Below are 19,526 nucleotides of genomic sequence, written 5' to 3'. Positions count from 1 at the left end.
TCAGGCTCCGATCTGGGACTGGCCGCAGACCCGGATGACCTGACCGGTGACCGCACCGCTGTCGGGTGCCGCCAGGTAGGCGATCGTCTCGGCGACGTCGACCGGCTTGCCGCCCTGGCTCAGGCTGTTGAACCGCCGGGCGAACTCGCGCGTCGCGAACGGGATCCTGTCGGTCATCTCGGTCTCGATGAAGCCCGGCGCGACGGCGTTGACGGTGATGCCGCGGTCGGCCACCACCGGCGCCTCGGCCCGGACCAGACCGATCACGCCGGCCTTGCTGGCGGCGTAGTTGGTCTGGCCGCGGTTGCCGGCCACGCCCGAGGTGGACGCCACCCCGACGATGCGGCCGCCCTCGGCCAGCCCACCGGCGACGTCGGCGTCCAGCAGGACCTCGTTGATCCGGATCTCGGCGGCCAGGTTGACCTCCAGCACGCTGCCCCAACGGTCCTCGTCGGTGTTGACCAGGAGCTTGTCCCGGGTGATGCCGGCGTTGTGGATGATCGCGTGGATGCGTGCGTCCTTGCCGTGGCGGGCGGCGACGTGCGCGGCGATCTTCTGGCCCGCGTCGGGCGAGGTGATGTCCAGCTGGAGGGCGGTGCCACCCAGACGGTTGGCGACCTTGGTGAGCGCCTCGCCCGCGGCCGGGATGTCCACGACCACCAGGGACGCGCCGTCCCGGGCGAAGACCTCGGCGATGCCCGCGCCGATGCCGCGGGCGGCCCCGGTGACCACGACCACCTTGTCTGCGAACGGTGCCGCCGGGTCGGACGGCACCTGCCCCGCCTCGGCGCCCAGCACCCGCCACGGCTGCCCCGAGACATAGGCCGAGCGGCCCTCGAGCAGGAAGGAGAGCGTCGAGGACAGCGCCGCACCGGTGGTCTCGGTGGAGACGAGGACCAGGTTGGCGGTCCCACCCTTGCGCAGCTCCTTCCCGACGCTGCGGGTGATGCCTTCCAGCGCCTGCTGGACGGCGGCAGCCTCGGGGCTGTCCGTCAGCTCCGGAGCCGTGCCGACGACGATCACGCGACCGCTGGACCCCAGCGCCCGCAGCGCCGGGCGCAGGACCGCGCGCACGCCCTCGAGCTCGGGGACGGTGGCCAGCGCGGTGGCGTCGAGGACCACTGCACCGATCTTGCTGGAGTATGCCGGGGGGACGGCTCTCCCGTCCTCGCCCGTCGTGCGGGCGGCCGGCTCGTCGCGCACCGCGTCGACCGGGGTCACGCCGAGACCCTTGAGTGCCTCGCGGGTCGCGCTGCTGGTGGCGCCGGAGCCCGCCAGGACGGCGAGCACGACGTCGCCGGTGGGCAGGGAGCGCCCCCGACGCAGCTCGGTCGCCTGGGGCACGCCCAGCTGCTTGCCCACGGCCTTGGCCACGGGGTTGCCGGTCAGCACATCGAGCACCTTGGTCATCACACAGCCTCCAGGATCGCGACGACGCCCTGGCCGCCGGCAGCACAGATCGAGATCAGGCCACGGGAGCCCGGCCCCTTGTCGGACAGCATCTTGGCCAGCGAGGCGACGATCCGCCCGCCGGTCGCGGCGAACGGGTGACCCGCCGCCAGGGAGGAGCCGTTGACGTTGAGCCGGCTCCGGTCGATGGCACCGAGCGGTGCGTCCAGCCCCAGGCGCTCGGCGGCGAACTCCTCGTCCTCCCACGCCGCGAGCGTGGTCAGGACGGTCGAGGCGAACGCCTCGTGGATCTCGTAGAGGTCGAAGTCCTGCAGGCTCAGGCCCTGACGGGCGAGCAGGCGGGGCACGGCATACGCCGGCGCCATCAGCAGACCCTCGTCGCCGCTGACGTAGTCGACTGCGGCAACCTCCGCGTCCACGAAGCGCGCCAGCACCGGCAGGTTGCGCTCTGCGGCCCACTCCTCCGAGGAGACGAGCACGAGGGCGGCTCCGTCGGACAGCGGCGTCGAGTTGCCGGCCGTCATGGTCGCACCCTCGCCCTTGCCGAACACCGGGGACAGCTTGGCCAGCTTCTCCACGGAGGTCTCGGGGCGCAACCCCTGGTCCTTGCTCAGCTTGCGGAAGGGGGTGACGAGGTCGTCGAAGAAGCCCTCGTCCCACGCGCGGGCCATGTTGTGGTGGCTGGCCGCGGCCAGCTCGTCCTGGGCCTCCCGGCTGATCCCCCACTCCTTGGCGGTGCGCGCCTGGTGCTCCCCCATCGACAGGCCGGTGCGCGGCTCCGAGTTACGGGGCGTCTCCGGCGCGAGGTCTCCGGGGCGGATCGAGGCGAACGCCTGGATCCGCTGCGCCGTGGTCTTGGCGTGGTTGGCCCTGAGCAGCGCCCGGCGCAGACCCTCGCCCACGGCGATCGGGGCGTCGCTGGCGCTGTCGACACCACCAGCGATCGCGCTGTCGATCTGACCCAGCTGAATCTTGTTGGCGACCTGGATCACCGCCTCCAGGCCGGTGCCGCACGCCTGCTGCAGGTCGTAGGCGGGGGTGGTCGGGTCGAGGGCGGAGCCGAGCACCGTCTCGCGGGTGAGGTTGAAGTCTCGGCTGTGCTTGAGCACGGCACCGGCGGCGACCTCCCCGACCCGCTGGCCGGCCAGGCCGAAGCGGGCGACCAGCCCGTCCAGCGCGGCGGTGAGCATGTCCTGGTTGGACACCGATGCGTAGGCCCCGCCGGCCTTGCCGAACGGGATGCGGTTGCCGCCGACGATCACGGCGTTGCGGGCTTGAGCCATCAGGCACTCCTGTGTGGGGATCGTGTGACACGTCGCCCCTGTGGCACGACGCTGGATATCCGATACCGACAGTAGCAGGTACGCCAGGTACTAGGTACTGTGTCTGGCATGAGCACCAACGTCGACGGCCGGGACACCCGGTGGGCCCAGCACCGGGCGCAGCGGCGCCGCGAGCTCGTCGAGGCCGCCCTGCGCGCGATCCGGCGTCACGGACCGGCCGTCGGGATGGACGAGATCTCCGCGGAGGCGGGCACCAGCAAGACCGTGGTCTACCGGCACTTCCGGGACCGCACCGGGCTCTACGCCGCGGTGGTCGAGTCCGTCGACCAGCGCATCCTGGACAGCCTCGGCGCCGCCACCGCGGGCCGCGACCCCGCCTCCGAGCACCCGCTCTCGCTGGTCGCGCCCATGGTGGACGCCTTCCTGGTGCTGGTGGAGAAGGACCCCGAGATCTACCGCTTCGTGGTCACTCGCCCCCTGGTCGACGGACCCGTCGAGGTCGACCCGGTGGCCGGGCTCGCCGACCGGATCGGCGAGCAGGTCTCTCGGGCACTCGAGGCCCACCTGGAACGGCAGGGCCGAGATGCCTCCTGCGCCCCGATCTGGGGCCACGGCCTGGTCGGCTTCGTCCGCGCCGCCGCCGACCACTGGCTCAGCTCCGACATGGCCCGCCCGCGCAGCGCCGTCGTCGCGGACGTGACCACCCTCTTCGCCCCCGCCCTGGCCGCAGCCGGACCGGACGCGCACCCTGGCCCGCACGCGCACCCTGGCCCGGACGCGCACCCGGACCCACGGCATACTCCCGCGACTCCGTGACGACCCACCAGACGACCCCCGACCCGACCACCGAACACACCGACCCCGAGGACGCAGACTGATGAGCACTCAGACAGACACCGCTTTCGAGGCAGCCGTCGAGGCGGCCCTCGGCCAGGAGCAGGCCGCCAGGGGAGACACCACGCAGGAACATACCGGAGCGCCCGAGACCGGCGCCGAGCAGCTCACCCCGCTCGGCAGGAGCCTGCGCACGGCGCTCGACGGGACCTTCCGAGACGTCCGCAGGGACCTGCGGGCCATGCTCACGGGCGGGGACTTCCTGCGGGACCCGTCGCTGAGCGTGCCCGAGGCCCGCGCATGGACGAGCAACGCCCTGCAGGGCATCGTCGACGCCGGGCACGGCGGTGCCGGCTTCCCGACCTCCGTCGGCGGCGACGGCCTGGTGGCCAGCTCGGTCGTCAACTTCGAGATGCTCGCCCTGGCCGACCTGTCGCTGACCGTCAAGGTCGGCGTGCACTTCGGGTTATTCGGCGGGGCGATCTCCAACCTCGGCACCGAGGAGCAGATCCAGGAGTTCGTGCCCCAGGTGATGAGCCTGCATCTGCCGGGCTGCTTCGCGATGACCGAGGTCGGGCACGGCAGTGACGTGCAGGCGCTGGAGACGACCCTGACCTACGACGCCGACACCGACGAGATCGTGGTGCACTCCCCCGGCCCTTCGGCGACCAAGACCTACATCGGCAACGCCGCCGCCGACGGCCGGATGGCCGCCGTCTTTGGACAGCTCGAGGTCGCCGGCACCAACCACGGCATCCACGTCGTGCTCGTGCCGCTGCGCGACGACTCCGGCGACTCCCTTCCTGGTGTCACCATCGGCGACAACGGCGCCAAGGGCGGCCTGGACGGCGTCGACAACGGGACCCTGAGCTTCGACCAGATCCGGGTGCCCCGCACGATGCTGCTCAGCCGCTACGGCGGCGTGACCGACGAGGGCACCTACGAGTCCCCGATCGACAACCCGAACCGTCGCTTCTTCACCATGCTGGGGACGCTGGTCCGGGGCCGGATCTGCGTCGGGGGCGCCGCTGCCCAGGCGGCCCGCAAGGCCCTGTCGATCGCCACGCGCTACAGCCTCCAGCGCCGGCAGTTCGAGGCACCCGGACGGGAGGATGAGGTGCTGCTGCTGGACTACCTGGCGCACCAGCGCAAGCTGCTGCCCGCCATCGCGACCGCCTACGCCCTCTCCTTCGCCCAGAACGAGCTGGTCGACACCCTGCAGTCGGTGCAGTCCAGGCCGGTCGGCGAGCGCGACCAGAAGGCGCAGCGCGAGCTGGAGACCCGCGCGGCGGGGCTGAAGGCCGTGAGCACGCGGTTCGCCAACGACACGATCCAGGTCTGCCGGGAGGCGTGCGGCGGGGCGGGCTACATGGCCGAGAACGGCCTGACCGAGCTGCGCCGCGACGCCGACGTGTTCGCCACCTTCGAGGGCGACAACACGGTGCTGCTGCAGTTGGTGGCCAAGGGGCTGCTGACCAACTACAAGGCGATGTGGGGCGATCTGGACATGCTCGGCATGGTCCAGGCTGCGGCGCGGACCTTCACCGGCACGGTGATCGAGCGCACCGCCGCCCGCCCCGCCATCGAGCGGATCATGGCCACCGCGCAGCGCAAGTCCGACTCCGAGACGGTGCTCGAGCGCAGCTGGCACGTGACGATGTTCGAGGAGCGCGAGCAGCACGTGCTCGACAGCCTGGCGCAGCGTCTCCGGACGGCCGGCCAGGACGAGTCCAGGGCGTTCGAGGCGTTCAACGCCACGCAGGACCACCAGCTGCTCGCTGCCCGGACCCACATGGACCGGGTCGTCCTGGAGGCATTCATCGCCGGCATCGAAGCCTGCGAGGACGAGGCGACCGCCGCGGTGCTCAACAAGCTCTGCGACCTCTACGTCCTGGAGAACCTCGCCGGCGACCGCGGCTGGTTCCAGGAGCACGGACGGATGTCGACGGTCCGGGCTAAGGCGATCGTCCCTGCCCTCAACCAGCTGTGCCAGGAGCTGCGCCCCCTCGCCCTCCCCCTCGTCGAGGGGATGGGCGTCCCGGAGCAGCTGCTGCAGTCGGCCATGCTCGAGGACTGAACCTGCCTGCTCGCCCGGCCCTCGGCATACTGCTCGATCAGTATGTCGAGGGGCAGGTTGGTCGCACGCCCGCCGCCGGGCGGACCGAGCGGGCCGCGGTCAGCCGGTCAGCGCGGCGATGCTGTTGACGAGCGTGTAGAGGGCCACCGCCACCAGGAAGACCGCGAAGCCCCGGCTGAGTCTCTCGGGTCGCAACCGCGCACTGAACCGACCGGCCAGCAGGCTCGCCACCACGGCCGCGGTGGTGAAGGCGATGATGAGCGGCCAGTCCAGGTGGACGGCCGCCGTCGCCCTGGTGGCCAGCCCGACGAGGCTGGTCATCGCCAGGACCAGCAGGGAGGTGCCGACCGCACGCCGGAGCGGGAGTCCCAGCAGCAGCACCAGCGCCGGCACGATCGCGAAGCCTCCGCCCACCCCGAAGAACCCTGTCAGCCAGCCGATGCCGGTGGCGACCAGGGCCACCCGGACGGCTCGGCGGCGGTCCAGGTGGAACGGCCGCAGCTGCAGCCAGTGGTGGGCCACCTCCTCCTCGGCCTGCTGTCCGCCCGCCCGGGTCCACATCAGCCAGGCCACCACCACCAGCAGCGCGGCGAAGAGCAGCATCAGCAGGTCACCGTCCACCACCAGCGCCATCCGCGCCCCGACCACCGCGCCGACGATGCTGAGCGCACCGAAGGCGATCGCGTCGGTGACGTTGACCAGGCCCTGCCGGGCGTACTGCGCGGCACCCACGACCGCGGTCACACCGACGACCACCAACGACGTCGTCGTCGCCTCCAGGGGGGACTGGTCGAGGAGGTAGACCAGGGCCGGCACCGCGACGATGGCGCCGCCCCCGCCCAGTGAGCCCATGACAGTGCCCACCACGATCCCGACCAGGACGGCGAGCAGGATCTCACTCACGGGCTGGTCCTTGAGCGCGTCCCGGGACAGCACGACGGGTGCCGCCCCTGGTGTGGCACCCGTCGCATCACGTCTGCTCCGTCGTCAGCCGCAGCCTCAGGCGTTGGCCTCGGCCAGCACGGCCGCGAGCGCGTCGGTCACCTGGCGCAGCTCGGCCTCGGTGATGGTCAGCGGCGGGGCCAGCCGGATCGTCGAGCCGTGGGTGTCCTTGGCCAGGACGCCCTTCTTGGCCAGTGCCTTGCAGGCGTCCTTGCCGGACATCAGTGCGGGGTCGATGTCGATGCCGGCCCAGAGGCCACGCACGCGGACGCTCTCCACGCCCTTGCCGATCAGCGCCTCGAGCTCGTCACGGAAGACCGGCTCCAGGTCCGCGGCACGCTGCTGCGGGTCGCCGGACTCCAACAGCTTGACGACCGCGTGGCCGACGGCGGCCGCCAGCGGGTTGCCGCCGAAGGTCGAGCCGTGGGTGCCTGGCGTGATGACGCCCATGACGTCCTCGTCGGCCGCGACCGCAGAGACCGCGATGATGCCGCCACCCAGGGCCTTGCCCAGGGTGTAGATGTCGGCCTCCACGCCCTCGTAGCCGCAGGCGAGCGTGGTGCCCGTGCGTCCCAGGCCGGACTGGATCTCGTCGGCGATCATCAACACGTTGCGATCGGTGCACAGCTCGCGCAGGCCCGGCAGGAAGCCCTCCTTGGGGATCTGCACGCCCTGCTCGCCCTGGATCGGCTCGACTAGGACCGCGACGGTGTCGTCGGTGATGGCGGCCTCGATGGCCGCGAGGTCGCCATAGGGCACCGGCGTGAAGCCCGGGGTGTAGGGGCCGTAGTCGTCGTGCGCCTCCGGGTCGTCGGAGAAGCTGATGATCGTCGTGGTGCGGCCGTGGAAGTTGCCGTCCATCACGATGATGTTGGCCCTGCCCTGCTCGACACCCTTGACGCGGTAGCCCCACTTGCGCGCGATCTTGATCGCGGTCTCGACGGCCTCCGCACCGGTGTTCATCGGCAGGATCATGTCCTTGCCGACCAGGGCCGCCAGGTCGCGGCAGAACGGACCGAGCTGGTCGTTGTGGAAGGCGCGGCTGGTGAGGGTCGACCGGTCCAGCTGCGTCTTGGCAGCCTCGATCAGGCCGGGATGGCGGTGGCCGAAGTTCAGGGCGGAGTAGCCGGCGAGCGCGTCGATGTATCGATTGCCCTCGACGTCGGTCACCCACACGCCCTCTGCCTCGGCCACGACGACCGGGAGCGGGGAGTAGTTGTGTGCCGCGACGCGGTCCTCGAGCTCGATGAACGCTGCGTTGGTCTGCAGGGACGAGGTGGTGTCGGTCATGGAGCAAGGGTAGGGCCACCGGGCACCTGTCCGTGCAGCGGGCCGTGCAGCCGATCCGTTCACCTGAACCCGCCGTGGTTCACCCCCCCGACGCTGCCGGCCGCGGCTATGACCTCAGCCCGTTGGCCCACAGGTCACGCAGCAGCGCGACCTCCGCCAGGTGGTGGATCACCTCACGGTTGATGTGCAGCACGAGCTCGGCCATGGGGTGCTCGGCGAAGGAGCCCTCCGCCTCCCCGACGGGACGGGCGAGTGCCGCGGCGTCGAGCCCGCGCACCCCCGCCGCCCACGCCCCGTAGGTCTCGTCCAGCTGCGCCAGTGCACCCGCTGCCGTCCCGGCATACTCCCAGGTGAAGTAGTCACACTCCCGGAACCCGAAGTGCGAGGCCGCGCGCGCCCCCAGGACACCCACGATCACGTGACCGAGCCGCCAGGCGATCGTGGTGACCGGGGCCGGGTCCGGCTCGGGGAAGGCGAAGTCGATCTCCCAGTCGCCGCCGCCCGCCGCCTGTGACGTGGCGCCGGTGCCCCGTGGCCGGATGTTCCAGGCGCCGGCGACCGGCTCCCAGAGGTACTCCTCATCCGAGAGTCCGTCGAGTCGTGGCCGGGCCTGCTGCTCCCAGTGCCAGGACAGCTGCTCGAGCGCGAGTCCGTGCCAGTCGGTGGTGGTCATGGTGCCTCCAGCGGTAGTCGTTGGTTCCACGCTAGGGGCGGGCACCGACATCGGCAGCCGCGCGTGAACGGGTTCAACGAAACCACTGCGCACGGGCGCGTGGGAGCAACGACAGCACGACGGAAATGCATGGGAAATGCGTGGGGCCCGGTCGTGAGACCGGGCCCTTGACATGGTGGCAGGTGCAGGATTCGAACCTGCGTAGGCGTACGCCGACGGATTTACAGTCCGCTTCCATTGGCCACTCGGACAACCTGCCGTGAACTGCGGGTGCAAGGATAACAGCGTCAGACCACAGATCCGAACCCAGCCGGGACCACACGCAAGGAGCAGCACCATGGCCGACTCGTCGTTCGACATCGTCAGCAAGGTCGACAAGCAGGAGGTCGCCAACGCCGTCAACCAGGCCGCCAAGGAGATCAGCCAGCGCTACGACTTCCGCAACATCGGGGCGTCCGTAGAACTGTCCGGTGAGTCGATCACCATGAAGGCCAACAGCGAGGAGCGCTGCCTGGCCGTCCTGGACGTCCTGCAGACCAAGCTCGTCAAGCGCGGCGTCTCCCTGAAGTCCCTGAAGTACTCCGATGACGGCGAGCCCCGGCCCTCCGGCAAGGAGTACCGCCTGGACGCCGCGCTCACCGAGGGCATCAGCAGCGAGAACGCCAAGAAGGTGTCCAAGCTGATCCGGGACGAGGGGCCCAAGTCCGTCAAGGCCCAGATCCAGGGAGACGAGCTGCGGGTCACCTCCAAGTCCCGCGACGACCTGCAGGAGGTCCAGCGCCTGGTCAAGGGTGCCGACCTGGACTTCGCGGTTCAGTTCACGAACTACCGCTGACCGGCGCCCGCCTCACGCCCTCCCGCCACTGACTGGCGCGGGCCTCATTTCGCCGCCCGGAGGCTGTCGCGGGCGAGCTCGAGGAAGGGCTCGACCGCCTCGCCGGCGTTCGCGAACGCGGGGCCGGAGGTGGCCCCGGCGCGGTGCCGGTGGGCGATGCCCGCGGCGATGACGGCGATCTTGAAGCGGGCTAGTGCCAGGTGAGAGTCCCAGTCCAGCAGGTCGGCACCGCCTGCCGCCTCGTAGGCGGCAGCGAGGGTAGCCGCGTCGGGCAGCCGGGGGCTGCTCCAGGCCGTGGGCGACCCGATGACGAGGTCGACGGGGGCGGCCCGGTAGGCGCCCATGAGCGCCACGTCAGCCACCGGGTCGCCGATGGTCGACAGCTCCCAGTCCACGACGGCTGCGACCCGCGGTGCGGACCCGTCGAGATCCAGGATCGTGTTGTCCAGGCGGTAGTCGCCGTGCACGACCGAGGTCGCGGCCTGCCGCGGGAGGTGGGCGGTCAGGCCCGCGACCACCTCCGCCGCCAGGGGACCCAGCGCCGGGTCGCCAACGAGCTCCCACTGCCCGGACCACCGGCTCAGCTGGCGCTGCGCATAGCCGTCGGGGCGACCGAAGCGTTCGAGCCCGACCGCGACGTGGTCGACCCGGTGCAGGCGCGCGAGGGTCGACACCAGTTCTCCGACGACCGCGGCGACGGTCTCGTCGGCGAGGTCGTCGAGCTGGTCCCGGGATTGGATGGTGTGACCGCGGACGAACTCCGCGATCGCGAAGGGTCCGCCGAGGAGGCCCTCGTCCTCGTGGAAGAGCACCGGCGGTGGCACCGGCACACCCGCCTGCGCCAGGCCGGAGGTCACCCGGAACTCCCGACCGACGTCGTGCGCCGACGGGGTGCGACCGACCCGGGGAGGGGTCCGCAGCACCCAGGAGGAGCGCCCGTCGGTCAGCGCGAACGTCTGGTTCGACCGTCCGCCCAGCACAGGCTCTGCCGTGAGTGCCCCCACCACCTCCGACCCCGCCTCGCGCAGGAGACCGGCGACCCCGTCGAGCTCGCGCGCGGACAGCTCAGTCATCGTCGGTCTCTCAGTCATCGTCGCTCTGCGCGAGGACGGTGCGGACCGCGCGGCGGGCGATCGACCACCGCATGACCTCCGAGGGTCCGTCATAGATCCGGAACGGGCGCAGCTCGCGGGCGATCCGGGCCACCGGCAGGTCCGCGGAGACGCCGAGGCCTCCGCAGAGCTGGGTGGCGCGGTCGGTGACCCGCCAGAGCGCCTCCGCGGCGAACGTCTTGGCGATCGCGGTCGACCGGGCTGCCGACCGGTCTGCATCGAGCTCGTCGCAGGCCTCCCGCAGCAGGGCCAGGGTCGCGGCCAGGTCGATCTCGTTGTCGGCGATGAGCTGTTGCGCCATGCCGAGGTCCGCGAGCCGGCCGCCGAACGCCTCGCGCTCGGCGGAGTAGCGCACGGCCACCTCGTGCGCCCGGGTCGCCGCACCCAGCCAGCGCATGACGTGGGTCATCCGTGCCGGACCGAGCCGGACCTGGGCGTAGCGGAACCCGAGGTCGACCTCGCCGAGCACGTCCTCATCGGGCACGAAGAGACCCTCGAAGTCGACCTCGCAGTGACCGCCGATCATCGCCCGGTCCACGGTCCGCAGGTGGCGCCGGACCACGATGCCCGGTGCATCACCTGGGGCGAGGAACATCGTCGCGCCGTCCCGCTCTCCGGGCTCGCCGCTGGTCCGCGCCATGACGATGAACATCCCGGCACCGGCTGCACCGGTGATGAAGCGTTTGCGGCCCCGGACCACCCAGCCCCCGTCGACCCGCTCCGCCGATGTCGTCAGCCGCGTCGGGTCGGCCCCGGCACCCGGGGAGGGCTCGGTCATCGCGAACGCGGACCGGATCGCCCCGGTGGCGAGCGGCCTCAGGTAGCGCTCCCGCTGGGCGGGCGTGGCCACCTTGTCGAGCAGGTGCACGTTGCCCTCGTCCGGGGCACCCAGGTGCAGCGCCATCGGCCCGAACAGCGAGCGGCCGGCGGCCTGGAAGACCGGCGAGCGCTCGGTCATCGACAGCCCGAGGCCCCCGCAGTCCACGGGGGCGTGGGGGGCGAGCAGCCCATGCTCCCGGGCGAGCCCCTGGAGCCGGACGCGCAGCTCGTCCCCACCGGCCGCCTCGACGTCTCCGTCGTGCTCCTCCTCCACCGGCAGCACGTGCTCATGGATGAAGGCGCGGGTGCGGGACGCCAGTCCCTCGGGGATGGCTCGGGCCTGCGAAGTGGTCATAGACCTCACCCTAGGTTCGTCGGCGCTCATCCTGCCGGGTCTGTCGGTGCCGTGAGGGGATTCGTCCCGCCCTTCGACCAGGGCGGGTGCAACACCTGCGAGCTGCCTGACAATGAGGGGGTAAAGGCCCCACGCCGTCGTGGGCCGCCAGAGCGACGGGAGCAACGATGGTGTTCGGCGTGACAGAGGGGAGCGGCGTGGGTCCACCGACCCGGGACGCCGCGTGGTTCGACCAGTTGTTCGCCGAGCACGCCGTGTCGGTGCACCGCTACTTCGTGCGCCGCGCACCCCGCCAGGAGGCCGAGGACCTGGTCGCCGAGGTCTTCGCGGTCGCCTGGCGCCGCAGAGAGAGCATCCCGGACGACTTCGTGCTCCCCTGGCTCTACAAGACCGCCTCCTACGTGCTGTCCAACCACCGGCGCAAGCCGACGCTGACACTGCTGGCCGACGTCGGCACGCCGTCGGACGAGCGCAGCCGCAGCATGGACCCGGCGGACCTGATCGTCGAGGACGACGACGTCCGCACCGCCCTGGCCCGGCTCAGCCCGCGCGACCGGAAGGTCCTGATGCTGCACGCCTGGGAGGGTCTGGACGGCGAGGGGCTGGCCAAGGCGCTCGGCGTCACCAGAGGTGGCGCGGCGGCCGCGCTCTCCCGCGCCCGGTCCCGCCTCCGGGAGGCGTGGGCCACATGAGCACCGCACCACGTGGCAGCAACAGCCGCGCTATCGGGGACATTGATCAGGCAGGCAGCCGCCCACGGGGGCGGCACGGCAGGGAGGACGCACGATGAACGACTACCAGGACGAGGAGGCCCTGGCCCGGCTCCGGGCTGCGGACCCTGCCACCGGCGCGCACCCCGACCTGCACCGGATCTCCCAGCGGCTGCGCGGGCGGACCCCGCTCGGCAGCCAGTCGGCGGGCGGCTACGCCACGAGCACCGGCTACAGCTTCTCCGACACCAGCGAGACCGCCGTCCGGGTCAACGATCCGGCCAGCCGCACGAGCCGGGTGGGCTTCGTGGTCGCGGCCTCGGTCGCCGCGCTCGCCTTCGGGGGCGGTGGCTACGTCGCGGGCGTCGCCAGCAGCGGCGATGACCGCGACGGGTCGACCACGGTGGCGAGCACCGACGAGGAGCAGGAGCGCAGGGACGTCGCGGACGCTGCGGAGGACATGGCCTCCTCCGAGGACATGGCCGCGTCCGAGGAGATGGCCGCGTCCGAGGGCGGGGTCTACGGCGACGACGGGATGGGCGGCGGCTACGCCGGCCCGGTCGTGCCGGTGGCCGGCGAGGGGCTGTCGACGGAGCGGACCACGGGACCCGTCTTCGCGGCGGACGACAGCGATGGCGCTCCGGACCCGGGCGAGGTGCTCGAGGAGTATGCCGGGGCGCTGGGGATCGAGGGCACGGTCGAGTCCGACCCCTACTCGGCCTACGTCACGGACACCACAGACGGTCGCAACCTGCACGTCTACGTCCAGGGCAGCATGGCCTCCATCGACTACTCCGACCCCGCTCTCGATCCCTACTGCCAGGAGTACATGTCCGAGCCCGGGGGCGGGTGGTTCGGCGAGGAGGGCCCCGAGTCCATCACCTGCCTCCCTCCGGGCGAGGCGCCCGAGGAGGGCACGGCCATCGCCCTGGCGCAGGAGTTCGCGGACACCCTGGGCATCGACGACGCGGGCTATGAGTTCCGGGCAGACAACTTCGATCCGATGATCGCCTACGGCGAGGGCTACGAGGAGCTCCTCGACGAGTCCGGCGCGACCTCCGCCCCCGACGCCGACGCCGGCACCGACGGCACGGGTGACGCCGCCGAGGCCACGGCCGTCCCGGACGCCATGGTCCAGGACTACCTCGAGGAGTGGGGGTCGCAGTTCAGCAACGAGGACGTCCGCGACGTGTCGGTCACCGCGGAGCGCACGGACAGTCCGATGCCGAGCTACCGGTCCTGGTACTTCGGGGTCACCGACCAGGGCGTGGCCTACGCCAGCTTCCAGCTCGGCGACCTGGTCCCCATGGGCGACTACGAGGTCATCTCACCGGCGGAGGCGGTCGATCGGGTCAACGACACCCGGTTCCAGCAGATCGGCGCCTACATCCCCGACCTGGAGATGGAGGCGACCTACGACGAGGACTGGACCGAGCCGGAGCCGCTGCCGCCACTGGTGGCCGGGGAGCCCATCCCCTACCCGCTCTCCGAGTCGCAGGTCACCGCAGCCGAGCTGCACTCCGGTGTGGTGAGCCTGTGGGACGGCACCGAGTTCGTCGCGCCCGTCTACCACCTCACCGACGACCGCGGCAACAGCTGGCAGGTCCTCGGCCTGGCCGAGGAGGCTCTGGACTTCACCCCCTGACTGCGGGGCGCGGCCGCGCAGGGAGCTCAGCCGAAGATGCTCCGTGAGGTGATCACCTCGCGCAGCACCGACTGCTGGTCGACCAGCGCCCGTCGCACCGCCGGGGACAGGTCGCCGGCGGCGAGCCGCTCGTCGGTCGCGGCGGCCGTCGCCTCCTCCACCACCGTGCGGGGGTAGGCGAGGAAGGCCACCCGGGCGAGCGCGTCCTGGCCGACCCGCCCCTCCAGCGCGGGGATGTCGCGGTGGAAGCGCGCGACATACTCTCGGACGAGGTCAGTATGCCGACCGGTCCAGAAGCCGCCGGCCAGCGCGTTGAGCTCGTGGTTGGACCGGCCGTGGTCACCCACCAGCTGGTCCCAGGCCCAGGCCTTGGAGGCCTCGGTGGGCAGTGCGGCGCGGGCCGTCAGCGCCCCGAGGTTGCCCTGGAGCGAGTCGTCGGCCGCCCGTGCGGCCTCCAGCTCCTCGACCGAGACGGAGCCGGCCACCGCGAGGGAGCGCAGCACCAGCCAGCGGAAGTCCCGGTCGCCAGCCAGTCCCCCGGGCAGCCCGTCCCCCGCGGCCCAGCGGCCCAGCAGGTCGGTGTCCCGCGTGGTCGCGGCCACCACACGCGCGGCCGCCAGCGCCTGGGTCGAGCCCGGCTCGGCGGAGTCGAGCCGCGCCATCGCCGCCGCCGACACGGTGTCCTGCGCGGTCGGGACCGCGTCGTCGGGGAGGTACTCCCCCAGCACCGAGACCGACAGGAGCGACCCGGAACGGCTCAGGATCGAGGGGTTGTCCTCGCTCGGCCAGGCCGCGGCGAAGGTCTCGACGACCAGCCGCGGGTCGACGGCGGCGGTGGCCAGCCCGTCGATCAGGGCGACCCAGACCACGGCCCGGTGCTGGGCCGAGCCGACGAGCGGGAGCTGCTCCGGCAGGGCCGCGAGGCTCTGCTCCGAGAGCACGACGTGGGCCCAGGTCAGGTCGCCCGCGTTCGGGATGAGCAGGGCCGGCTCGGCATGGCTCGCCGGGACGGTGACCTCGTCGCGGTCCACGGTCGCGTGCACCTCGAGCACCAGGTGGCCGTCGGTCCACCCGGCCACGTCCAGCGTGTGCGCGCGGTCGGCCGGCCGGTCCGCCGGCGGGGTCCGGGTGACGTGCACGCCACCGGTCACGGTCTGCGCCGCGATGGCGTCGACCCCCGCGGTGGTCAGCCAGGCCGCGGCCCACTGGGTGAGGTCGCGGCCCGAGGCGGACTCCATGGCGCCGAGGAAGTCGGCCAGCGTCGCGTTGCCGTAGGCGTGCCGCTGCAGGTAGTCCGCGATGCCGGTGACGAAGGCGTCGTCGCCCAGGTGGGCGATGAGCTGACGCAGCACGGCGGCCCCCTTGGCGTAGGAGATGCCGTCGAAGTTCTGCAACGCCGAGTCGGCATCGGGAGCCGGCGACCCGGCCACCGGGTGTGTCGACGGCGCCCGCTCCGCGGCGTAGCCCCACCCCTTGGAGACCGTCGAGTCGACCCACGCGTCGTCCGAACCGGTCGTCACGGCGAGCGTCCGGTGCGCCATGTACTCCGCGAAGCTCTCGTTGAGCCACAGGTCGTCCCACCACCGCATGGTGACCAGGTCACCGAACCACATGTGGGCCATCTCGTGGCAGATGACGTTGGCGCGGCCGAGCCGCTCGTCCTCGGTGGCGGCGCCCCGGAAGATCATGCTGTCGCGGAAGGTGACGCAGCCAGGGTTCTCCATCGCCCCGGCGTTGAACTCCGGGACGAAGACCTGGTGGTAGGAGCCGAACGGGTAGCGGAGCCCGAACAGCTCGTGGTAGTAGTCGAAGGCCTCTCTGGTCACCCGCAGGATCTCCGGTGCCTGCTCGGCCAGCTCCCGGCCCAGCGAGGCGCGCGCGTGGACGCCCAGCGGAATGCCGTCGTGCTCGTCGGTCACCGACTCGTACGGCCCGGCGCACACGGTCACGAAGTAGGTGGCCAGCGGCTTGGTCGTGGCGAGCTCCCAGCGCCCCGGGCCGGCCGGGAGCGCGGCCCCGTTGCCGAGCACGATCCAGTCCTGCGGCGCCGTCACCGTGATGGTGAACGGCGCCTTGAGGTCGGGCTGGTCGAAGCAGGCGAAGACCTTGGGCGCCGCGTCCAGGAAGAGGTGGCCGTAGACGTAGGCCCGCGCGTCGGCGGGGTCCACGGCGCGGTGCAGCCCCTGCCCGTCCTTGCTGTAGCCCATGGTCGCCTCGACCACGACCGTGTTGTCCGCCGCCAGGTCGGTCAGCGTCACCCGCCCGTCGGCCACGGTGGCCGGGTCGACCGCCCTGCCGTTCAGCTCGATCGAGTGCACCTCGACGGCCTTGACGTCCAGGAAGGTGCTGGCCCCTGGCGTCGCGGTGAAGCTGACCGTGCTGCGCGACCCGAACGAGGTGTGCTCGGGGTCGTCCCCGCCGGTCAGGTCGAGGTCAACGGAGTATGCCGTCACATCGACGGTCTGTGCGCGCCGCTCTGCGTCGGCCCGGGTGAGGGAGGACATGGACATCAGCCCGCGTCGACGACGCTCTCCACCGAGACCGACTCCAGCCCGACCGCCGCCCCCACGGCAGCGTTGGTCAACTGCCCGGCGTGGGTGTTCAGGCCGAGCGCCAGCGACCGGTCCTCGCGCAACGCCCGCTCCCACCCCTTGTCAGCCAGCGCCACGACATACGGCAAGGTGGCGTTGGTCAACGCGTAGGTCGAGGTGTGCGGGACAGCCCCCGGCATGTTGCCGACACAGTAGAAGACCGAGTCCTGCACGACATAGGTCGGGTCGTCGTGCGTGGTCACGTGGCTGTCCTCGAAGCAACCACCCTGGTCGATGGCGATGTCGACGAGCACCGACCCCGGCTTCATCTGGGACACCAGGTCGTTGCTGACGAGCTTGGGGGCGGCGGCCCCCGGGACCAGGACTGCGCCGATCACGAGGTCGGCCTCCAGCACCTGCTGCTGCACCGCCAGCTCAGACGAGGCGATCCCGTGGACGCGGTTGTTGTAGCGCCAGAACGACATCCGCAGCTTGTCGAGGTCGGTGTCGAGCAGGGTGACGTCGGCGCCCATGCCGAGCGCGATGTTGGCGGCGTTCTGCCCCGCGACCCCGGCCCCCAGGACCACGACCTTGGCGTTGGCCACGCCGCCGACCCCGCCCATCAGCACGCCGCGTCCCCCGCTGGCACGCAGCAGCGCATGGGCGCCGACCTGCGGCGCGAGGCACCCGGCCACCTCCGACATCGGGTAGAGCAGCGGGAGCCCGCCGGACGGCAGCTGGACGGTCTCATAGGCGATCGCGGTCACCCGACGATCGACCAGCTCGCGGGTGAGCTCGGCGTTGGCGGCCAGGTGCAGGAAGGTGAAGAGCACCTGGCCCTCCCGCATCCGGTCATACTCCTCCGGCACCGGCTCCTTGACCTTGAGCAGCACCTCAGCTGCCTCCCACACCTCCTCCGCCCGCCCCAGCAGGCGCGCCCCCGCGGCGGCGTAGTCCTCGTCGGAGATGCCCGACCCGGCGCCCGCGTCCTCCTCCACGACCACCTCGTGGCCGTGCGAGACCAGCTCGTGGACACCGACCGGCGTGAGCGCCACCCGGTACTCACGGTTCTTCAGCTCCCGCGGCACGCCGATCCTCATCCCCCGATCCTCACGGCATCCTGGGCTCCTGGCAAGGGGGGCGCCCGCCCGCGCGGCGGGGATGCAACGATGAATCCGTGACCTCACGCACACCCACGGGACCGCACCCGCCGGAGCTCCGGCCTACTCCCCCGCTGCGCCTGCGGGGCCGCACGTTCGACAACGGGCACCCAGCCGTGATGGCGATCGTCAACCGCACGCCCGACTCCTTCTGGGGCGGCAACCGGCACACCGAGCTCGACTCGGCCATCGCGGCCCTGCGGGACGCCGTGGCCGCAGGAGCCGACATCGTCGACGTGGGTGGCGTCCGGGCGGGCCAGGAGGGTGCGGTCGTCGACGCGTCCGAGGAGATCCGGCGCGTGGTGCCCTTCCTGGAGGCCGCCCGCAGCGAGTTCCCGGACCTGGTGCTGAGCCTGGACACCTGGCGCAGCGAGGTGGCCCGCGCGGCCGCCGACGTCGGGCTCGACCTGGTGAACGACACCTGGGCGGGGCACGACCAGGAGCTGGTGCACGTCGCGGCCGAGATAGGCGCCGGGGTGGTGGTGTCGCACACCGGCGGGCTCCCCCCGCGGACGGACCCGGTGGCGGTCACGTATGCCGACGTGCAGGGGGCGGACGAGCTGGCGGTCGTGCGGGACGTGCTGCGCCGACTGGCGGACGGCGCGGCCGGCGCGCGGGAGGCAGGCGTGCCCGCCGAGCGGATCCTGATCGACCCGACCCTGGACTTCGGCAAGACCACCCGGCACAGCCTGACGGTGCTGCGGCACACGGGGGACCTGGCGGGGCTGGGCTACCCGATCCTGCAGGCGCTCTCCCGCAAGGACTTCGTCGGCGAGACCCTCGACCTCGAGGCCGATGACCGGCTCGAGGGCACTCTCGCCGCCACTGCGGTCGCGGCCTGGCTGGGTGCCACCGTCTTCCGCGCGCACGACGTGCGGGCGACCCGCCGCGTGGTGGACATGGTGGCCAGCATCCGCGGTGACCGGCCGCCCGCCACGGCGGTGCGCGGCGAGCCCTGAGCTCGGGTCAGGAGGGCTGGCGCCCCGCCATCGCCTCCAGGCGGGCGACGCGGTCCTCCATCGGCGGGTGCGTGGCGAAGAGCCTCTGGACGTCCTTGGCGCGGAACGGGTTGGCGATCATCATGTGGCTGGCGTTGACCAGCTGGGGCTCGGGCGCGAGCGGCGCGGCCTGGGTGCCGAGATGGATCTTGCGCAGCGCGCTGGCCAGGGCGAGCGGGTCGCCGGTGAGGGTGGCGCCGTCCTCGTCCGCGTCATACTCCCGGGTGCGGGTGATGGCCAGCTGGATGAGCGAGGCGGCCAGCGGGGCCAGCAGCGCCATGGCGAGCATCGCGATCGGGTTGGGGCGGTTCTCCCCGCCACCGCCGCCGAAGAACAGCATCATCTGCGCGACCGAGGTGATGATGCCCGCGAGCGCCGCGGCGACCGAACCGGTGAGAATGTCGCGGTTGTAGACGTGCATCAGCTCGTGTCCGAGCACACCGCGCAGCTCGCGCTCGTCCAGCAGGTGCAGGATGCCCTCGGTGCAGCAGACCGCGGCGTTCTGCGGGTTGCGTCCGGTGGCGAAGGCGTTCGGCGCGGCCGTCGGGCTCACATAGAGCCGCGGCATCGGCTGCCCGGCGCGCGTCGACAGCTCGTGGACGATGCGATACATCGCCGGCTGCTGCTCGGGCGTCACCGGGTAGGCCTTCATCGCCTTGATCGCGATCTTGTCGGAGTTCCAGTAGCCGTAGGCCGTGGTCGCCACGCCGATGATCGCGAACAGCCAGATGTAGCGACCGTTGCCGACGAGGGCACCGACCCCGAGCAGGAGGGCCCAGATCGCGCCGAAGAGCAGCGCGGTCTTCAGGCCGTTGAAGTGCTTGTGCATGCTCGTGGAACGCTCCGTCCGGT

General features: G+C 71.9%; 16 protein-coding genes and 1 tRNA gene. 6 read left to right on the top strand and 11 right to left on the bottom strand.

Going from position 1 to position 19,526, the window contains the following annotated elements:
- Complete coding sequence (locus MWU75_RS02005) at positions 1–1,410, bottom strand: 3-oxoacyl-ACP reductase (protein ID WP_247087884.1); 1,410 nt, start codon at positions 1,408–1,410, stop codon at positions 1–3.
- On the bottom strand, positions 1,410–2,693 hold the full coding sequence (locus tag MWU75_RS02000; RefSeq protein ID WP_247087883.1) for an acetyl-CoA C-acetyltransferase: 1,284 nt from the start codon (positions 2,691–2,693) through the stop codon (positions 1,410–1,412). Before MWU75_RS02000 ends, MWU75_RS02005 begins: the two co-directional genes overlap by 1 nt.
- 108 nt (positions 2,694–2,801) lie before the next feature.
- On the opposite strand from MWU75_RS02000, the gene MWU75_RS01995 reads away from it, so the two are divergent.
- Together MWU75_RS01995 and MWU75_RS01990 are read left to right on the top strand one after the other, a co-directional pair.
- Complete coding sequence (locus MWU75_RS01995; protein WP_247087882.1) at positions 2,802–3,509, top strand: TetR/AcrR family transcriptional regulator; 708 nt, start codon at positions 2,802–2,804, stop codon at positions 3,507–3,509.
- Between the two features lie 61 nt (positions 3,510–3,570).
- Positions 3,571–5,604 (top strand): acyl-CoA dehydrogenase, encoded by a 2,034-nt coding sequence (locus MWU75_RS01990; RefSeq protein WP_247087881.1) that lies wholly within the window; start codon positions 3,571–3,573, stop codon positions 5,602–5,604.
- 99 nt (positions 5,605–5,703) lie between these two features.
- Here MWU75_RS01990 and MWU75_RS01985 read toward each other — a convergent pair whose 3' ends face one another.
- The 4 genes from MWU75_RS01985 to MWU75_RS01970 form a co-directional block, all read right to left on the bottom strand.
- A complete protein-coding gene (locus MWU75_RS01985) occupies positions 5,704–6,507 on the bottom strand; it encodes a sulfite exporter TauE/SafE family protein (protein ID WP_247087880.1) in 804 nt (267 codons plus the stop codon).
- Between the two features lie 96 nt (positions 6,508–6,603).
- On the bottom strand, positions 6,604–7,836 hold the full coding sequence (gene rocD, locus MWU75_RS01980; protein WP_247087879.1) for an ornithine--oxo-acid transaminase: 1,233 nt from the start codon (positions 7,834–7,836) through the stop codon (positions 6,604–6,606).
- Positions 7,837–7,942: 106 nt separating this feature from the next.
- A complete protein-coding gene (locus tag MWU75_RS01975; RefSeq protein ID WP_247087878.1) occupies positions 7,943–8,509 on the bottom strand; it encodes a DinB family protein in 567 nt (188 codons plus the stop codon).
- A 173-nt stretch (positions 8,510–8,682) separates the two neighbouring features.
- Positions 8,683–8,768: transfer RNA gene (locus MWU75_RS01970), tRNA-Tyr, on the bottom strand.
- Between the two features lie 78 nt (positions 8,769–8,846).
- Here MWU75_RS01970 and MWU75_RS01965 point away from each other — a divergent pair.
- Positions 8,847–9,344: a YajQ family cyclic di-GMP-binding protein gene (locus MWU75_RS01965; protein WP_247087877.1), complete on the top strand. Its 498-nt coding sequence runs from the start codon at positions 8,847–8,849 to the stop codon at positions 9,342–9,344.
- Positions 9,345–9,388: 44 nt separating this feature from the next.
- Here the strand turns inward: MWU75_RS01965 and MWU75_RS01960 are convergent, their stop codons facing one another.
- Complete coding sequence (locus tag MWU75_RS01960) at positions 9,389–10,417, bottom strand: phosphotransferase family protein (RefSeq protein WP_247087876.1); 1,029 nt, start codon at positions 10,415–10,417, stop codon at positions 9,389–9,391.
- Between the two features lie 10 nt (positions 10,418–10,427).
- Positions 10,428–11,630, bottom strand: coding sequence for an acyl-CoA dehydrogenase family protein (locus MWU75_RS01955; RefSeq protein ID WP_247087875.1), 1,203 nt, complete (start codon positions 11,628–11,630; stop codon positions 10,428–10,430).
- A 197-nt stretch (positions 11,631–11,827) separates the two neighbouring features.
- Here MWU75_RS01955 and MWU75_RS01950 point away from each other — a divergent pair, with 197 nt between their 5' ends.
- The gene (locus MWU75_RS01950; RefSeq protein ID WP_247087874.1) at positions 11,828–12,322 is read left to right on the top strand and encodes a sigma-70 family RNA polymerase sigma factor; all 495 of its coding nucleotides are present in this window, start codon (positions 11,828–11,830) and stop codon (positions 12,320–12,322) included.
- 94 nt (positions 12,323–12,416) lie between these two features.
- The gene (locus MWU75_RS01945) at positions 12,417–13,985 is read left to right on the top strand and encodes a hypothetical protein (protein ID WP_247087873.1); all 1,569 of its coding nucleotides are present in this window, start codon (positions 12,417–12,419) and stop codon (positions 13,983–13,985) included.
- Positions 13,986–14,011: 26 nt separating this feature from the next.
- Here the strand turns inward: MWU75_RS01945 and pepN are convergent, their stop codons facing one another.
- Positions 14,012–16,495 carry an aminopeptidase N gene (pepN, locus tag MWU75_RS01940; protein WP_348647719.1) on the bottom strand — a complete coding sequence of 828 codons (2,484 nt, stop codon included), beginning with the start codon at positions 16,493–16,495 and terminating at the stop codon, positions 14,012–14,014.
- Positions 16,495–17,616 carry an alanine dehydrogenase gene (ald, locus tag MWU75_RS01935; RefSeq protein ID WP_247087872.1) on the bottom strand — a complete coding sequence of 374 codons (1,122 nt, stop codon included), beginning with the start codon at positions 17,614–17,616 and terminating at the stop codon, positions 16,495–16,497. Before ald ends, pepN begins: the two co-directional genes overlap by 1 nt.
- Before the next feature lie 77 nt (positions 17,617–17,693).
- Here ald and folP point away from each other — a divergent pair, with 77 nt between their 5' ends.
- The gene (folP, locus tag MWU75_RS01930; protein ID WP_247087871.1) at positions 17,694–18,635 is read left to right on the top strand and encodes a dihydropteroate synthase; all 942 of its coding nucleotides are present in this window, start codon (positions 17,694–17,696) and stop codon (positions 18,633–18,635) included.
- 7 nt (positions 18,636–18,642) lie between these two features.
- On the opposite strand, the gene htpX is transcribed toward folP, so the two are convergent.
- The gene (gene htpX / locus MWU75_RS01925; RefSeq protein WP_247087870.1) at positions 18,643–19,503 is read right to left on the bottom strand and encodes a zinc metalloprotease HtpX; all 861 of its coding nucleotides are present in this window, start codon (positions 19,501–19,503) and stop codon (positions 18,643–18,645) included.
- Positions 19,504–19,526 lie beyond the last annotated feature (23 nt).

The sequence above is a fragment of the Ornithinimicrobium sp. F0845 genome, assembly GCF_023015765.1.
Taxonomy (GTDB): Bacteria; Actinomycetota; Actinomycetes; order Actinomycetales; family Dermatophilaceae; genus Ornithinicoccus.
The sequence above is the reverse complement of the archived record's forward strand: the minus strand, read 5'-3'. Positions and strand labels throughout refer to the sequence as shown.

Excerpts from the sequence above, each read along its gene's own strand:
- MWU75_RS01995 (WP_247087882.1), top strand. The coding sequence starts at position 2,802 with ATGAGCACCAACGTCGACGGCCGGGACACCCGGTGGGCCCAGCACCGG.
- MWU75_RS01990 (WP_247087881.1), top strand. The coding sequence starts at position 3,571 with ATGAGCACTCAGACAGACACCGCTTTCGAGGCAGCCGTCGAGGCGGCC.
- MWU75_RS02005 (WP_247087884.1), bottom strand. The coding sequence starts at position 1,410 with ATGACCAAGGTGCTCGATGTGCTGACCGGCAACCCCGTGGCCAAGGCC.
- pepN (WP_348647719.1), bottom strand. The coding sequence starts at position 16,495 with ATGTCCATGTCCTCCCTCACCCGGGCCGACGCAGAGCGGCGCGCACAG.
- MWU75_RS02000 (WP_247087883.1), bottom strand. The coding sequence starts at position 2,693 with ATGGCTCAAGCCCGCAACGCCGTGATCGTCGGCGGCAACCGCATCCCG.
- MWU75_RS01945 (WP_247087873.1), top strand. The coding sequence starts at position 12,417 with ATGAACGACTACCAGGACGAGGAGGCCCTGGCCCGGCTCCGGGCTGCG.
- MWU75_RS01955 (WP_247087875.1), bottom strand. The coding sequence starts at position 11,630 with ATGACCACTTCGCAGGCCCGAGCCATCCCCGAGGGACTGGCGTCCCGC.
- MWU75_RS01960 (WP_247087876.1), bottom strand. The coding sequence starts at position 10,417 with ATGACTGAGCTGTCCGCGCGCGAGCTCGACGGGGTCGCCGGTCTCCTG.
- ald (WP_247087872.1), bottom strand. The coding sequence starts at position 17,616 with ATGAGGATCGGCGTGCCGCGGGAGCTGAAGAACCGTGAGTACCGGGTG.
- MWU75_RS01965 (WP_247087877.1), top strand. The coding sequence starts at position 8,847 with ATGGCCGACTCGTCGTTCGACATCGTCAGCAAGGTCGACAAGCAGGAG.
- htpX (WP_247087870.1), bottom strand. The coding sequence starts at position 19,503 with ATGCACAAGCACTTCAACGGCCTGAAGACCGCGCTGCTCTTCGGCGCG.
- rocD (WP_247087879.1), bottom strand. The coding sequence starts at position 7,836 with ATGACCGACACCACCTCGTCCCTGCAGACCAACGCAGCGTTCATCGAG.
- MWU75_RS01975 (WP_247087878.1), bottom strand. The coding sequence starts at position 8,509 with ATGACCACCACCGACTGGCACGGACTCGCGCTCGAGCAGCTGTCCTGG.